The organism is Paenibacillus sp. V4I3 (assembly GCF_030817215.1).
Taxonomy (GTDB): domain Bacteria; phylum Bacillota; class Bacilli; order Paenibacillales; family NBRC-103111; genus Paenibacillus_E.
Window position 1 is genome coordinate 7476190 of sequence record NZ_JAUSZA010000001.1, and the last position, 15208, is coordinate 7491397.

Sequence of the window (15208 nt, forward strand, 5' to 3'; positions counted from 1 at the left end):
ATTTCTCACCATCCTATTTTTTATAAAAAATGACTCTTCTTACTGCTTAGCGTTTTTCTTTGCTTGCTCGATGAAAGCATTAACGGCTGCGTTGGCGTTCATCTTAAACGTTTTACCAAGAAAGGTGACTTGTACTTCATCCGTCCCTGCCTTGCCTTCCACCTTTAAGCTCTTCGTCGTAATGAGAAAGGAACCGTCCGGATTCGCTTTAAATTGGGCATCTTTGGCTTCCGAGGTCAACGTACTGACAGCCTTATCTTTGATTTCATCACCGACTTGCGAAACCACGCTTGCCCCAATATCCTTTATTTTATCCTTATAGCTCGCTCCATAAACGACGAGAGCCCCAACAATTGCGATAACCACAATCCATTTCACCACGGTTTTCACAATTCCGATCACGATAAAAAGCACAATAATAGCGGCCACAATTAAGTACCAACGATCCTGCGCAAAGGAAATCCACTGATCCAAACTAACCCCTCCTAATTATCCAAAAGTCCCTTCCTATCATACTACAAGGAATCCTTAATCTTCATCTCTTTTTTTCCTTAACAGGGCTAACTTTCGTTCTATCTCCTCCGTTTTATCGACTCTACTTCTCGTCTTTCGAAAAGACTGTCTCAAGCGAAAAATCAGGAAAATAGCTGCGCCAGCGAGTAAAACAATCACATATGCGTCCATAAAGCCTCCTAAAAACAGAATTGTGTCATTTGTATGGAAAGGTCATATCTATAGGACGAGCGGCGTACATCTTAAGAAGAGACAAGTCTAAATGATTGAGGTGGTGAGAACATGCGAACAGCTATTTGGTTGTACTTATTTATGTTTGTTGCTTTTTTTGATTTACACGCGCAGTACCCGATTCTTTCTCCCTTCGCCTTATCTTTGGGAGCAGCTCCTTCATTTATAGGGCTAATTATGGGCGTATACTCAATTACACATTTGCCTGGGAATCTAATCGCTGGCTATGGCGTGGACAAATATGGAAGTAAAATCTTTATTGTCTTTAGCCTGATTGTAGCAGGGATCATCTTACTTTTTCAATCCAATGTGAAAGATCCTTGGCACTTGCTATATATTCGTTCGATTAGCGGATTCGTACTCGCCTTCTTATCCCCTGCCTGCTTATCGTTGCTTGCACGCATAGCCAAGGATCGCATCCATCAAAGTAAACTGATGGCTGGCAACGGTCTCATACATACCCTTGCTTCCGTGGTATCTCCAGCAGCAGGCGCTGTGTTAGTTGCCAAAATTGGATTTACAACAGCCTTCTCCGTGTTAGGTTGGATTCTTATTATCACAGGCATACTTGCCATCTTCGGTGTGAAAGAAAAGCAGCTCCTAGCGCAAACAGGAAGCAAATCCCCCATCTTAGATCATCATGGTCATGGCATGCTGAGTGATGAATCAGACCTACCCGCCAGCGTAACGATTCCATGGTTATTCTTTCTCATTCCAATGGCTCTCTCCTGCTCGCAAGGCATTCTTTTCTTTGAGCTTCCACTTATGCAGTCGGCCAGAGATTCTATCCTAACGTCCGGCGTTTTTTTCACTTTAATCAGTTTAGGCGCTCTGTTAAGCATCAGCTTCTGGTTCTTAAATAAGATCCCCCCGTTTATCCGAACGGTCTGTGGAAGTATCTCGCTTGCGATCATTTTCTTCGGTTTAGCCATTCAGTGGCCGATACCACTCACGGTTTCCCTTTTCCTAATCGGAATGGCGAAAGGTATCATTTATCCCGCTCTCGCTGCCCTTCTTGCCGGTATAACAAGCAGCAATCGATATGGACGCGTCTTTTCCCTTCTTTCCATCTCCTATTCCGTTGGCGCCTTTATCGGTCCCATGATGGCCGGACAGCTTCGCGACCACATTTCCTCTTACTTCATCGCGTTTTTCGTCTTAATGCTAGCACTTTCCCTCTTACCGCTGCGCACATTTAAAACGCCTATCACAACGTAATTGCCGATAAAATGGCGGCTTGAGCTTATCAAGCCGTCTTTTGCGCTGTCAATCCCTGTCATTTCCCGGGAAATGACAGCATCATATTTGCCTAATCGTCGAATGAAATCCTTGGATCACTTGCGAAAACGGGTTATACTACAAAAAAACCTAAAGTGAGGAAATCCCATGTCGATTGTAATCATAGTAGAAGGTAAAAATGATAAAAGCCGGTTAAAACGCGTGGTTGATGAAAGTGTCGTGATCTTATGTACATTCGGTACCCCCAGCTCGTTAACTCTTGAAGAACTGAGAAAAAAAGCGGAAGACAATCATGTGTTCATATTTACGGATAATGATGCATCCGGCAAAAAAATACGTTTTCTATTGCGAGAAACGTTTCCAGACGCAGAACAAATATATACGCGCAGAGGGTATGCTGGCGTCGAAGGAACACCTGAGGAATACATCATTCAGCAATTAGAAAAAGCAGGGCTGGATGAGTATATCAAATACCCCGCTCCAGACCCTGCTTTTGAATAGTTAACACCATGAATGATTGACTTATTTTCCTTTAGATAAGGTCACGACATCTTTGACAATATGGTCAACATCCAACTCTGGGTTGCTCGCATCATAATAATTCCGGAGTTTTCCTTTTGGGTCAACCAGCAAAATAGCATTCGAATGCGAGAAATTACCATCCTTTTCTTTAATCACCATAATGCCGAAATCTTCAGCAAGCTTGTGAATTTTCGATTCCTCACCACGCAGGAATGTCCACCCACCCGGAACTGGCTTCGATTCAAATCGGTTTCCAAATTCTTTAAGCACTTCCGGTGTATCTCGTTTTGGATCGACTGTTATGGATACAATTTCCGCTTTAGTACCCAGTAAGTCTTTTTTCTTCAAAGATTCCTGAACCTGAGAAAGCAAGAAAGTCGTCGGCATGCAAACATCCGGACAAAAGGAATAAAAGAAGTATACAAGTCTAACCTTACCATCCATATCTTGAGAGGCAACGGGTTTGCCATCTAAGTCCTCCAATTGGAACGAAGGAGCTTGTTTCATTGCTGTTAAGCGTTGGTCAGGTTCACTGCCGTTAGCCCATAATTTATAGGCAAATGATGCAATCATGGCAATTAATATAGCGCCCAGCGCAAGTTTAAACCAATTTTTCCCGAAAAACGCACTCATTACTTCAGCCCTCAATTCTAACTAATTTTCACAGTATCAATGACCATGAGGAACGATAAGAGAGTTAAATACAACAGTGAGAATAGGAACATACGCTTGGCCCATACCACTTCGGCCTCACCTGTTGCCTTAAATCCTTTGATACTCATGAAAGCCCAAATCAATCCTAAGATGGTTGATGCGAATAAAAACAAATAACCCACATATCCATAAGCCGTTAACATCACGGTTACAGGAACAAGCAAAACCACATAACGCACCATACTGATCTTGGTCACGTAAGTCCCCTTCACGACGGGTAAAAGCGGGAATCCTGCAGCGCGATATTCTTCCATACGTCGAATCCCAAGAGCCCAGAAATGCGGAGGCTGCCAGAGAAATAGGAAAGCAAAAAGGAGAATAGCACCTAGATCAACCGTACCACTTACTGCACAGTATCCAATAACGGGAGGTGTAGCACCAGAGAATGCCCCAACGAATGTACTCCATACCGAAGTTCTCTTAAACCATGCTGTATAGAGCCAAACATATAAGAACAGTCCAATCAGTCCGATCAACGTTGCAAGAGGCGATTGCGCTCCAAAATATAGGACTCCTAGACCGATCGTTCCTAAAATAATACCGTACCATAGAACGACATTAGCACTCATTCTCCCGCTTGGAAGAGCTCTATTCTGCGTCCGTTCCATCTTCGCATCCATTTCACGGTCCAAATAATTGTTGAGCACCGTTCCTCCTGCCATTACAAGAGCTGTTCCTAGCATGGTCATAATAAGGTGTACCCAGCTTACTTCCCAATGGGCCGCCATCCAATAGCCAGCAAAAGCTGTCATTAGATTGGAATAAATAATGCCTGGCTTAACCAAGCGATAAAAATCTTTTAAGGTCACAGGCTCAGCCGATGCCTGAGTATTGCTAGCTTCTATGGAATCTGTCCCAATAGACCCTTGTGACGAACCGTTCGCAACGCTTTCGTAGCTAACTTGATTTCCCACGTAAACGTCCTCCTCTATGTCGAATTTCCGAGCAAACTGAATAATGAACATTCTCATCATACCAACCCTTACATCGTTTGACAATGAAGTGCAGCCAGTTGTCATCATATTGTCGATTCTCCTTCCAGTATGCGTGGAAAATGATCGGAACATTCGATTTCATGCAAAAAGGAGCCCCCAGGGCTCCTTTCAATCGTATAAATCCTATTTATTTATTTACCATAAGTGGTGTTAAGGCTAATAAACTGCGGCGAATTTCATGCCATGCCTTCGTCAAAGCCAGCTGTAGTTCCCAAGCATGTCTTCCCATGACTGTGACAATCAAACCGTATTTATACGTAAGACTGGCCCCGATACGGACCTCTACACCCTCAAGCTTCTCAAGACTCTCCAATACTTTCTCAAGATGACGCTGTTTAAGACGATCCGAGAAAATGTACAGATTACCAAGGTGTGTTTCCCGCTCCCAGCAACCTGGTGCTGATAGCTGCATGGTTTGTGGTTCAATTCTTTGATTCTGATAAAAAATCAATTCCTTGCCGTGCCAAACTTTCATACGATTCATATAACGGGAGTACTGAAATATTTCGCCTCGCTGCGTTCGTCCCGGACAACATACATCTGAGAAAATCAATGCAGACCCCGGTGATAAATGAACATCCATTTCTGCGGCTAGGCTTGCATCCTTATAGAGCATTAAGGGCTCTGGCATGTATTCCAGCAGCGCGTCAGCTTCCAATTGAACCGTCTGACGCTGCGTGCTTCCGTGACCAACCTCAGACGGATGAACCTTCGTGAACGATTGGTTCGTTAGAAAAACACGTGCGCCCTCTCCAAGGCGCACGTTGATTTCGTAATGATCCCCCGACATGAGTCCTGGGGAGCAGTCCATCATATAGACGCCTAATTGATCCGCAGGATGGGCGTCCTGGATGAGTGTTTCGTTCTCGTAACGAAACGTTTTGGCGATTTTGAGCGGGGAGGCGTGGTATTTGTGGACAAGCTGCGTCAAGCTGCCGCGTAACGCAAATTCCGCCTTAATCTCCCCAGTCACTCTAGGCATGGCGGAACTCCTGTTCCACCCATGTAACAATATCGTCTAACCCTGTACCGCCCATCAGGTTTGAGAAAATATACGGACGGTCGCCGCGCATCTTCTTCGTATCCGAATCCATCACTTCCAGGCTGGCGCCTACATACGGGGCTAGATCGATTTTGTTGATAATGAGCATATCGGAACGCATAATGCCAGGACCGCCTTTGCGCGGTATTTTCTCCCCTTGGGCGACATCTATAATATAGATGAAGCGATCTACCAACTCCGGGCTGAACGCTGCAGCCAAGTTATCGCCACCACTCTCGATGAAAATAATATCAAGATTATCGAATCGCTTCTCCAGCTCTTCGATAGCTTCGAAATTCATCGAAGCATCCTCTCGAATCGCTGTATGCGGGCATCCGCCTGTTTCTACCCCAATAATCCGGTCCTCAGGCAGTACTTCGGAACTAATCAATATACGGGCATCTTCCTTCGTATAGATATCATTCGTAATCACCGCAATACTATAGCGGTTATTGAGTTTCCGAGCCAGACGCTCCACTAGCGCCGTCTTACCAGAGCCAACAGGTCCGCCGATTCCAATACGCATTGGGCGACTCCGATCCACAGCTGGTTTCTCCCATTGGTGGTGATGATGACCTTGACCTTGACACATAGTCATTCCTCCTAAAATTATGATAGGGCATATTTGCCTCATTAAGACATGAATAATCGCGAATACAGGGTTTCGTGCTGCATCATGGCCAGATCTGCGGCTGGTGAATTCGTATACGCATCCAAGGGATCCAAATGCGCTACACGCTGCCACTCGCTTCCGGTCAAAGGAAGCAGTTTCGCAAGAAGAATTTGTCCTTGAGTTTGCCCTATGGACATGAGTCTAAGCGCACTGTTGATACAGGTCATGATACAGCTATAAAGATAACCTTCCGCCGCTTGATGTAAGGGCACACCGAGGTGATAGCTCACCCATCCATGGACAATCGGATGATTGGAGCTGCAGCGGCCGGCTTTCACTGCTTCGTCCAGAGGCAGCCAGTTCAGCTCGGGGTACATCGAGCGCGATAGCTGGAGAAGCCTGCGGCCCATCTTTTGAACGCCGCTCCTCGCTTCACTTGATACACGCTGCACATGCAGCATATGGTCGATCTCCCAGAGTTGATCCCATTCCTGCCTTGGAATTTGGGTATAGGCAGCTTTGATTACCATCGCATCTGACGTTGCCCAACTATTGGCGAGCATCGTACGAATATAAGCTTCGAGCTCTTCAATCGTTGTTAAGCGCTCTTGCTGAACGAGCGTTTCCAAACCAAAGGAATGAGAGAATCCGCCAATGGGTAAGGCTGAATCCAGAAGCTGCTGATAAGCGAGCCAGTGAAACCTTGGAGTCATCTCTTCAATGAATGTCGTTGTTGTCGTTGTCTTTGTTCTCATCGCTATTATATCGTCACCTCGATCAGGGACTTCCCGCTCTTTTAAAACAAAAAATATAACTGCGCCATCGGCAGCTCAGTTGCTGGCTCACAAGTAATGGCTTCCCCATCAACTTTCACTTCATAGGTCTCTGGGTTTACTTCTATAGAAGGCATGCCGTTATTATGAATCATGTCTTTCTTCGATATATGACGACACCCTTTCACAGGCTCGACACGCTTTTGCAGCCCTAATTTCTCAGCGATGCCACGATCATAAGCTGCTTGAGAGACGAAAGTAATCGAGCTTTGCGTCAAAGCTTTACCAAAAGCAGCAAACATCGGACGCCCAAATACAGGCTGCGGTGTTGGAATTGAAGCGTTGGGATCTCCCATCTGCGCGTAGGCGATACTGCCGCCTTTGAGTACCAGATCCGGCTTAACCCCGAAGAACATTGGACTCCAAATGACAAGATCCGCGAATTTCCCAGGCTCAATGGAGCCGACAAGGTGCGAAACACCATGTGTAATCGCCGGATTTATCGTATATTTGGCGATGTAACGTTTAATTCGGAAATTGTCGCCATCTTCCGTATCGGGAGTCAGCGGTCCACGCTGTTTCTTCATCTTATCGGCGGTTTGCCATGTTCGAATAATGACCTCGCCAACCCGCCCCATTGCCTGAGAATCCGAGCTTAGCATGCTGAAGACACCTAGATCATGAAGAATATCTTCCGCAGCAATCGTTTCCGGGCGAATCCGGGAATCCGCGAAAGCAACATCCTCGGGGATACGGCTGTCCAAATGATGACACACCATGAGCATATCCAAATGTTCTTCAATGGTATTGATCGTATATGGACGTGTCGGGTTTGTCGAAGACGGCAGTACGTTAAGCTCAGCAGCTGCACGGATAATATCCGGCGCATGCCCACCGCCTGCTCCTTCGGTATGATACGTATGAATCGTACGGCCCTTGATGGCTGCCAGTGTATCCTCGAGAAATCCCGCTTCATTTAATGTATCGGTGTGAATGGCTACTTGAACGTCATATTGATCTGCTGCTTCTAGACAAGTGTCGATTGCTGCCGGCGTCGTTCCCCAATCTTCATGAAGCTTCAAACCAATAGCTCCCGCTTCAATTTGTTCCGTCAACGGGGCTAGAAAAGAAGCATTACCTTTACCCGTAAAGCCCAAATTCATGGGAAAAGCTTCAGCTGCCTCCAGCATACGCTGCATGTGCCATGCACCTGGTGTACAAGTTGTGGCATTCGTTCCTGTAGCAGGCCCCGTCCCGCCACCAATCATTGTCGTCACACCAGAGGAAAGTGCCGTTTCAATTTGTTGGGGGCAAATAAAATGAATGTGCGCGTCGATCCCGCCCGCGGTTACAATCTTACCTTCACCCGCAATGACTTCCGTGCTCGCGCCCACGATCATATTCGGATGAACGCCATCCATAATGTCCGGGTTCCCCGCTTTACCGATACCCACGATATGACCATCCTTGATGCCGATATCACCTTTGACAATACCCCAGTGGTCGATAATAACCGCATTTGTAATCAGGGTATCTAGAACACCTTGGTCACGGGTAGCACCGCTGGATTGCCCCATCCCATCCCGAATGACCTTGCCGCCGCCAAATTTACATTCATCACCGTATACGGTGTAATCATGCTCTATTTGTGCCCAAAGCTCGGTATCAGCCAAACGAATGGCATCTCCAGTTGTAGGTCCGAACATGGACGCATAACTTTTACGATCTATTCGATTCACCGGGCTTTCCCTCCCATGCTTGCCATCTTTCTCTCGCAGCACTTGACATATTTCCAATAGCTGCTAAGCCTTTACTCAAGTTATTTAGTCCATAAGAAAGTTTCGCTCCACCAAGTTCAACTAGCTGAATAGGTTTCTGTTCTCCTGGCTCAAAACGGACAGCCGTTCCCGCTGGAATGTCCAATCGCATGCCATAGGCTTGTTCTCTCGGGAAGTCCAAAGCTCTGTTCACTTCAAAAAAATGAAAATGCGAGCCCACCTGAATGGGACGATCTCCTGTATTCGTAACGATAAGTTCAATCGTTTGTCTTCCTATATTCATTTCAATATATCCTTTGACTGTTCGATATTCTCCTGGAACCATCTTCTCGCCCCCATTTGTATAGTTAGGTTATTGGCTCGTGTACGGTAACTAATTTGGTCCCATCGGGAAACGTAGCCTCTACCTGCACCTCATGAATCATTTGAGGTACACCTTCCATAACTTGCTCAGCTCTCAGAATCGTTGTACCGAATGCCATCAATTGAGCAACGGTCAACCCATCCCTTGCTCCTTCCATAATTTCGGATGTTAGCAGAGCTATGCTTTCGGGATAATTCAGTTTCAAGCCTCTGGCAAGTCTTCGGCGTGCGAGATCAGCTGCCACAGTAATGAGCAGCTTTTCTTTTTCTCTCTCCGTTAAATGCACATCTTCACCTCATTAAAATCCGAATAATGGTAATTACTTATCCTTATTATATTCGTGTATTCCATGATTGTAAATCATCAATGTTAGATATTATGACACCAAAACAACGATTTCTGAAGTCGTTCTTCGTATTTTATGTGATTTCAACAAAAAAATAGCTAATTTTTGTGCGCTGTTAACAAAAAAACCTTTATATATGTCAACTATATTGACACTAACTTGTTTCGCACTTTATCATAAGCCTTGTAATCCAAATCTTGTAAGCAAAGGGAGTGGGACGTGAATGAGAGAGATACGAAACAAAGGTAAGCTCACAGTCGCTTTGAGTATGGCTTTGATGATGGTCATGGCTGGCTGTGCAAAGACAGAGCCAACTACATCCACGACAACTACACCTATGGCGACCAAAGCCGCTGAAGCTAAGGCGGAGACGAAGGATGAAACGGTACCTGTTGGTATTCTTCACTCACTGACAGGCACGATGTCCATTAGCGAGGTGTCTGTCAGAGATGCTGAACTTATGGCGATTGACGAAATTAATGCAGCTGGGGGACTCTTAGGTAAAAAAATCAAGCCCGTGATTGAAGACGGTGCATCCGATTGGCCGACTTTTGCAGAGAAAACTAAGAAGTTACTGCAAAAGGACAGCGTCGTAACCATCTTTGGCTGCTGGACATCTGCCAGCCGCAAAGCCGTGCTTCCTGTCGTCGAACAAAACAAAGGATTACTGTGGTATCCGGTACAGTATGAAGGCGTGGAATCATCACCTAATATCTTCTACATTGGCGCAACAACGAACCAACAAATTATCCCTGCGGTAACTTGGCTTCTTCAAAACAAAGGCAAGAAATTCTACCTGCTTGGTTCCGATTACGTATTCCCGAGAACAGCCAACAAAATTATTAAAGAGCAATTGAAAGCTGAAGGCGGATCGCTTGTTGCCGAAGAATACACACCACTTGGACACACGGACTACAATACAATCATTAGTAAAATCAAAAAAGAGAAGCCAGATGTCATTTTCAATACGCTGAACGGCGACAGTAACGTAGCCTTCTTCAAGCAATTGAAAGATGCAGGCATTTCATCCAAAGATCTAACAACAATGTCCGTAAGTATCGCTGAGGAAGAGGTTCGCGGTATTGGAGCATCTGTCCTTGATGGACACTATACAGCTTGGAATTACTACCAAACAACAGATACACCTGAGAATAAAAAATTCGTTGAAGCTTACAAAGCTAAATACGGCAAAGACCGCGTTACGGATGATCCGATCGAAGCTGGTTACACGGCCGTTTACTTATGGGCTGCAGCTGTTAAGAAAGCAGGATCCTTTGAGGTAGAGAAAGTAAAAGCTGCTGCCAAAGGTATCGAGTTTAACGCACCTGAAGGTAAAGTGGTCATTGATGGAGAGAACCAACATATTTCCAAAACGGCTCGAATCGGTCAAATTACGGCGGATGGCCAAATCAAAGAAATATGGAACTCCGGCCAACCACTCAAACCAGATCCTTTCCTCAAAACATACCCTTGGGGCGGAGAAGTCACGAAAAAATAAAGTTAGTTATTGGAGCCAGGACTGCCTAACGGCAGTCCTGGATTTCACCATTTACTTGGGGTTTACTGGGAGGGATTGTCATGAGTCTGCTGCTTCTTCAATTATTTAACGGTCTAAGCCTTAGCTCCATTCTGCTGTTGATCGCCATCGGTCTTGCGATTACATTCGGCTTGATGAATGTTATGAATATGGCACATGGCGAATTCATCATGATTGGCGCCTACATGGCTTATCTAGTCCAGCAGTGGTTCCAGAAGTTTCTACCGGCGTCCGCTTTCGGATGGTATTTCATCGTGTCGTTAGGAGTTGCCTTTGCGGTAGCCTTCTTTGTCGGCTGGCTTCTCGAAGTTTTTCTTATTCGATTCATGTACGGCAGACCTTTAGACAGCCTGCTTGCTACATGGGGAGTAAGCCTTGCCTTGCAACAGCTTGCGCGCACCATCTTCGGTGCTCCTAACGTGGCTGTCAAAGCACCCGAATGGTTGGAAGGCGGACTCCATCTATCAGCGGACCTCATTCTCCCTTACAAGCGCCTCTTTATTATTGCTTTGGTTGCGCTATGTATCTTGGTGATTTATATGTACCTGTACCACTCAGCCGGAGGAAGGCGCATGAGAGCTGTTATGCAAAATCGTGAAATGGCTGCTTGTCTTGGTATTTCCACACGTAGAGTAGATGCTCAGTCCTTCGCTTTTGGCTCCGCTATGGCAGGAATTGCCGGATGCGCCTTAACGCTTCTTGGACCTATTGGACCAACCATAGGCACTTATTATATTGTGGATGCGTTCATGGTTGTCGTACTTGGTGGAATTGGCAAGCTGATTGGAACCGTAGCAGGAGCATTAGGTATTGGGGTTTTCAATACAGCTTTGGAATACACAACAAGTGCTACGCTCGGTAAAGTGCTAGTCTTTACGCTCATAATAGCCTTCTTGCAATGGAAACCGATGGGACTTGTGACGATCCGTTCAAGATCCTTAGATTGAAGAAAGGATGTGGTATCTTCCATGCTCTTAACGGGACAATCCAAGCTTAAATTGATCGTCTATGCCGTTTTTTTGATCGCTATCGCTCTGGCTCCTTTGTTCATGTCAGACTTCCGACTTTCGCTTCTTGGCAAGTTTCTCGCTTATGCCATCATTGCCATGGGAATTGATCTGATTTGGGGCTATACGGGCATTCTTAGCCTCGGCCATGGCGTCTACTTCGGACTTGGCGCTTATTGTATGGCCATGCATCTTAAGCTCGCCGCGACGCCAGACCAACTTCCGGATTTCATGTCATGGAGCGGTGTTGAAAGCTTACCGTGGTTCTGGGCTCCTTTCCACAATGCAGGCGCTGCATTCCTACTCGCCCTCATCATTCCGATGATCGTTGCATTCATCTTAGGATATTTTACATTCCGCAACCGCATTAAAGGTGCCTTCTTCTCCATTTTGTCTCAGGCGTTGGTCATTATTACCGTCACGTTATTCGTTGGCCAACAAGGCTATACAGGTGGAACTAACGGACTAACTAATTTCACCACCTTTCTTGGCTTAAACCTGCAATCCCAATCTACGAAATTATTATTTTTCTATCTCACTTTAGCTGTTGTTGTTGTTGTTCTTATTCTATGCAGTCTGCTCGTCACCAGTCGTATGGGGAACATTCTCACAGCCATTCGTGATGGTGAAAATCGGGTTCGCTTTATTGGTTACAATCCAGTCACTTATAAAGTATTCATTTACTGCGTTTCAGCAGGATTAGCCGGACTTGCCGGTGTGCTCTTCGTCCTTCAGGAAGGCATTATCTCACCTGCACAAATGGGCATTGTCCCTTCTATTGAGATGGTTCTTTGGGTGGCTATCGGGGGGCGCTCAACGATCGGAGGCGCCGTTCTTGGAGCGTTAATCACCAACGCAGCCAAAACAACGTTTAGCGAAGCTTACCCAGCCTGGTGGCCTATTATGCTCGGAGCCATGTTCATTATTGTTGTACTGCTGCTGCCCAAAGGTATCGTCGGTACGATCACACACTATACCTCCAATTGGAAAAAACCCGTGCTTCCTAAGCCGATTTCTTCATCGCAAGAAGCAAGCTGACCATACACCAAATCCTTAATATTATGAAATTTGAAGGGGGAACATCCCAATGCTAGGACAATTAGCGAAACAACAACCTGTAGCCGGCGAGAAAATCCTTAGCGTTAAAGGACTTGAAGTGAGCTTTGACGGATTTAAAGCCTTACGAAATCTGGACTTTTCCCTGCAATATGGAGAGCTTCGGTTCCTCATTGGGCCGAACGGAGCAGGTAAAACGACGCTCTTGGATGTCATTTGCGGGAAAGTGAAACCTTCGCAAGGTCACGTTTATTTCAAAGAATCGATTGATCTCTCCAAGCACCAAGAACACCAAATTGCTCAACTTGGCATTGGACGTAAATTCCAAGCACCATCCGTCTTCTCTACATTAACCGTTTTTGAAAATTTGGCTCTTTCTATGAAACAACAGCGCGGTCTCCTAAGCGCACTATGGACCAAGACGACGAGTGAACAGCGCGACCGCTTGCATCTCCGACTCGAGATGATAGGCCTGCAAAGTAAAGTCAAAGAACGCGCGGGGTCACTCTCTCACGGCGAGAAACAGTGGCTTGAAATCGGGATGCTGCTCATGCAGGAGCCCGATCTACTACTGCTTGATGAGCCTGCCGCCGGCATGACAGATAGCGAAACCGAGAAAACAGGTGAGCTGCTGCACGAAATAGCGGCTAATCAGACGATCATCGTAGTTGAACACGATATGGAGTTTGTTCGCCAATTCGCTAGAACGGTCACAGTACTTCATGAAGGCACTGTGCTTCGGGAAGGCACGATGCAGGATATTCAGAATGATGATAAGGTTGCTGAGGTTTATCTAGGAAGGAGAGTGGAACGAGGTGCTTAACCTTCAGAAGATAGAAGCCGGTTACGGCGAGAGTATGGTTGTACGCCATGTCAACCTTCAGGTAAAACCTGGGCAAATCGTTTGTCTAATGGGCCGCAACGGTGTAGGGAAATCCACACTCATGAAGAGCATTATGGGACTCATTCAGCCGAAGTCCGGAACGATCCACTACAACGAACGGAATATAACGTCATTCCCGCCGGATCGACGAGCCAAATTAGGGATCGGCTACGTGCCGCAAGGCCGTGAGATTTTCCCACAGCTTACTGTTGAGGAAAACCTGCTTCTTGGGCTTGAAGCTGCAACTGATGGAAGAAAAAAGCTCCCTGAATCCCTCTTCGACACCTTCCCCGTGCTTCGTCAAATGCTTCACCGCAAAGGAGGCGACCTCAGCGGCGGGCAGCAGCAGCAATTAGCGATAGCCCGCGCCTTAGCCCCTGGCCCCAAGCTGCTGCTGCTAGATGAGCCGATGGAAGGTATCCAGCCTTCTATTGTCATGGAGATTGAAGCCATCATTGAATCTATCAAACAGAGTCGAGAAATTGCCGTATTACTTGTCGAACAAAGTTTAGAGTTCGCTACAGGCATTGCCGATTACTATTATGTATTGGACCGAGGGACAATAGCCGCCGAAGGTCATGCCGAGCATTTGAGCGAAGATCAAGTCCGAAAGCACTTAACGGTATGATTTTGCTTACATGGACCCACCCTACAGAAGGAAGCTGGATTACTTGACCTATGAAATTAGGCGTCAAGTACCGTCCAGCTTCTTTTTTTTCATACGGAGGAACTAATTATGAAGTTAAGCTGGACGTCACAAAATGTATAATGATAACATGCATATATAGGATCGAATGTTGCGTCCGGCATATCGAGCACCGAACCTTTTGAAGGAAAAGGAGGGGGGAACGTTTATGTCTAAGATATTAATTATTGAAGATGATTTAAGCATTGGTGAAATGATGTCGATTTATTTGTACGAAGAAGGCTATCAAGTTATGCGTGCGGAAACTGGCCGTCAAGGCGAAGTGTTATTTCGAGATTTCGAACCTGATATCATCGTGCTTGACATTATGCTGCCTGATGTTGACGGGATTCAGCTATGCACAGACTTCCGAAATTCGTCAACCATCCCCATTCTTATGGTATCCGCCAAAAATGAGGTCTCCGATCGCGTTAAAGGCCTGCAGACTGGCGCAGATGATTACCTATGCAAACCATTCTCCATGAGGGAACTGTCAGCAAGAATACAAGCTTTACTGCGACGTTCACATGCCTTTCCTCCGCCAGTTCAATCTACCGATACGACCGAGCAAGTCGTTCATCTGGACCTAGAGAAGCGCTGCCTTTTTGTACATAACAAACTAATAGAGACCACTTTTTCTGAATTTGAAATTATGAAACTTTTTTGGCAGAATCAAGGACGAGTATACAGCCGGGAGGAGCTTTTAAACCGGGTCCGCGGTTTCGATTCCTATGTAACTGAACGTGCAATCGATGTACATATCGCAAACCTTCGCAAAAAGATAGAAGCTGATCCAAAAGAACCGAAATATATTAAGACGGTTTGGGGTGTCGGTTATAAATTTCTACTTACGTAAGCTCCCAATGGGGCTTTTTTTGTTTGGGATAATTAAGCAAAAACCAGTCACCAA

17 protein-coding genes are annotated in these 15208 nt (G+C 45.9%); 8 read left to right on the plus strand and 9 right to left on the minus strand.

The genetic code is table 11. The features are described 5' to 3' along the window. Window positions 1–39: 39 nt before the first annotated feature. The gene (locus QFZ77_RS34260; RefSeq protein ID WP_171641008.1) at window positions 40–474 is read right to left on the minus strand and encodes a hypothetical protein; all 435 of its coding nucleotides are present in this window, start codon (window positions 472–474) and stop codon (window positions 40–42) included. Window positions 475–795: 321 nt separating this feature from the next. On the opposite strand from QFZ77_RS34260, the gene QFZ77_RS34265 reads away from it, so the two are divergent. Both QFZ77_RS34265 and QFZ77_RS34270 read left to right on the plus strand, forming a co-directional pair. Further along, the gene (locus tag QFZ77_RS34265; RefSeq protein WP_307447439.1) at window positions 796–1962 is read left to right on the plus strand and encodes an MFS transporter; all 1167 of its coding nucleotides are present in this window, start codon (window positions 796–798) and stop codon (window positions 1960–1962) included. Window positions 1963–2130: 168 nt separating this feature from the next. Then, complete coding sequence (locus QFZ77_RS34270; protein WP_047681520.1) at window positions 2131–2484, plus strand: ribonuclease M5; 354 nt, start codon at window positions 2131–2133, stop codon at window positions 2482–2484. Window positions 2485–2505: 21 nt separating this feature from the next. Here QFZ77_RS34270 and QFZ77_RS34275 read toward each other — a convergent pair whose 3' ends face one another. From QFZ77_RS34275 to QFZ77_RS34310, 8 genes are all read right to left on the minus strand, one after another. Then, window positions 2506–3138: an SCO family protein gene (locus QFZ77_RS34275; RefSeq protein WP_307447443.1), complete on the minus strand. Its 633-nt coding sequence runs from the start codon at window positions 3136–3138 to the stop codon at window positions 2506–2508. 17 nt (window positions 3139–3155) lie between these two features. Then, complete coding sequence (gene cyoE, locus QFZ77_RS34280) at window positions 3156–4133, minus strand: heme o synthase (protein ID WP_307447447.1); 978 nt, start codon at window positions 4131–4133, stop codon at window positions 3156–3158. A 208-nt stretch (window positions 4134–4341) separates the two neighbouring features. Continuing rightward, window positions 4342–5196 (minus strand): urease accessory protein UreD, encoded by an 855-nt coding sequence (locus QFZ77_RS34285; protein WP_307447450.1) that lies wholly within the window; start codon window positions 5194–5196, stop codon window positions 4342–4344. Beyond that, entirely contained in the window at window positions 5189–5848 is a 660-nt protein-coding gene (gene ureG / locus QFZ77_RS34290) for an urease accessory protein UreG (RefSeq protein WP_307447452.1), read from the minus strand. Before ureG ends, QFZ77_RS34285 begins: the two co-directional genes overlap by 8 nt. A 41-nt stretch (window positions 5849–5889) precedes the next feature. Then, a complete protein-coding gene (locus QFZ77_RS34295; protein WP_307447455.1) occupies window positions 5890–6624 on the minus strand; it encodes an urease accessory protein UreF in 735 nt (244 codons plus the stop codon). A gap of 41 nt (window positions 6625–6665) precedes the next feature. Then, window positions 6666–8348 (minus strand): urease subunit alpha, encoded by a 1683-nt coding sequence (ureC, locus tag QFZ77_RS34300; protein ID WP_373462792.1) that lies wholly within the window; start codon window positions 8346–8348, stop codon window positions 6666–6668. Between the two features lie 13 nt (window positions 8349–8361). Continuing rightward, window positions 8362–8745, minus strand: coding sequence for an urease subunit beta (locus QFZ77_RS34305; RefSeq protein WP_307447461.1), 384 nt, complete (start codon window positions 8743–8745; stop codon window positions 8362–8364). A 22-nt stretch (window positions 8746–8767) separates the two neighbouring features. Then, entirely contained in the window at window positions 8768–9070 is a 303-nt protein-coding gene (locus QFZ77_RS34310) for an urease subunit gamma (protein WP_029194808.1), read from the minus strand. A gap of 283 nt (window positions 9071–9353) precedes the next feature. Between QFZ77_RS34310 and urtA the strand changes: the two genes are divergently transcribed. The 6 genes from urtA (at window position 9354) to QFZ77_RS34340 (ending at window position 15154) form a co-directional block, all read left to right on the plus strand. Continuing rightward, entirely contained in the window at window positions 9354–10628 is a 1275-nt protein-coding gene (gene urtA / locus QFZ77_RS34315) for an urea ABC transporter substrate-binding protein (protein WP_047681507.1), read from the plus strand. 80 nt (window positions 10629–10708) lie between these two features. Further along, complete coding sequence (urtB, locus tag QFZ77_RS34320) at window positions 10709–11614, plus strand: urea ABC transporter permease subunit UrtB (RefSeq protein WP_047681504.1); 906 nt, start codon at window positions 10709–10711, stop codon at window positions 11612–11614. 21 nt (window positions 11615–11635) lie between these two features. Further along, window positions 11636–12712, plus strand: coding sequence for an urea ABC transporter permease subunit UrtC (gene urtC, locus QFZ77_RS34325; RefSeq protein ID WP_307447469.1), 1077 nt, complete (start codon window positions 11636–11638; stop codon window positions 12710–12712). Window positions 12713–12761: 49 nt separating this feature from the next. After that, on the plus strand, window positions 12762–13553 hold the full coding sequence (gene urtD / locus QFZ77_RS34330) for an urea ABC transporter ATP-binding protein UrtD (RefSeq protein ID WP_307447471.1): 792 nt from the start codon (window positions 12762–12764) through the stop codon (window positions 13551–13553). Continuing rightward, a complete protein-coding gene (gene urtE / locus QFZ77_RS34335; RefSeq protein ID WP_307447474.1) occupies window positions 13546–14241 on the plus strand; it encodes an urea ABC transporter ATP-binding subunit UrtE in 696 nt (231 codons plus the stop codon). Before urtD ends, urtE begins: the two co-directional genes overlap by 8 nt. Window positions 14242–14467: 226 nt before the next feature. After that, window positions 14468–15154: a response regulator transcription factor gene (locus QFZ77_RS34340; protein ID WP_307447477.1), complete on the plus strand. Its 687-nt coding sequence runs from the start codon at window positions 14468–14470 to the stop codon at window positions 15152–15154. The last annotated feature ends 54 nt before the right edge of the window (window positions 15155–15208 follow it).

What these genes read in the sequence shown, in the direction of transcription:
- urtD (WP_307447471.1), top strand. Translation starts at nt 12,762, where the DNA reads ATGCTAGGACAATTAGCGAAACAACAACCTGTAGCCGGCGAGAAAATC.
- urtA (WP_047681507.1), top strand. Translation starts at nt 9,354, where the DNA reads ATGAGAGAGATACGAAACAAAGGTAAGCTCACAGTCGCTTTGAGTATG.
- urtB (WP_047681504.1), top strand. Translation starts at nt 10,709, where the DNA reads ATGAGTCTGCTGCTTCTTCAATTATTTAACGGTCTAAGCCTTAGCTCC.
- QFZ77_RS34270 (WP_047681520.1), top strand. Translation starts at nt 2,131, where the DNA reads ATGTCGATTGTAATCATAGTAGAAGGTAAAAATGATAAAAGCCGGTTA.
- ureG (WP_307447452.1), bottom strand. Translation starts at nt 5,848, where the DNA reads ATGTGTCAAGGTCAAGGTCATCATCACCACCAATGGGAGAAACCAGCT.
- QFZ77_RS34340 (WP_307447477.1), top strand. Translation starts at nt 14,468, where the DNA reads ATGTCTAAGATATTAATTATTGAAGATGATTTAAGCATTGGTGAAATG.
- ureC (WP_373462792.1), bottom strand. Translation starts at nt 8,348, where the DNA reads ATGTTCGGACCTACAACTGGAGATGCCATTCGTTTGGCTGATACCGAG.
- QFZ77_RS34295 (WP_307447455.1), bottom strand. Translation starts at nt 6,624, where the DNA reads ATGAGAACAAAGACAACGACAACAACGACATTCATTGAAGAGATGACT.
- QFZ77_RS34285 (WP_307447450.1), bottom strand. Translation starts at nt 5,196, where the DNA reads ATGCCTAGAGTGACTGGGGAGATTAAGGCGGAATTTGCGTTACGCGGC.
- urtC (WP_307447469.1), top strand. Translation starts at nt 11,636, where the DNA reads ATGCTCTTAACGGGACAATCCAAGCTTAAATTGATCGTCTATGCCGTT.
- QFZ77_RS34305 (WP_307447461.1), bottom strand. Translation starts at nt 8,745, where the DNA reads ATGGTTCCAGGAGAATATCGAACAGTCAAAGGATATATTGAAATGAAT.
- QFZ77_RS34265 (WP_307447439.1), top strand. Translation starts at nt 796, where the DNA reads ATGCGAACAGCTATTTGGTTGTACTTATTTATGTTTGTTGCTTTTTTT.
- QFZ77_RS34275 (WP_307447443.1), bottom strand. Translation starts at nt 3,138, where the DNA reads ATGAGTGCGTTTTTCGGGAAAAATTGGTTTAAACTTGCGCTGGGCGCT.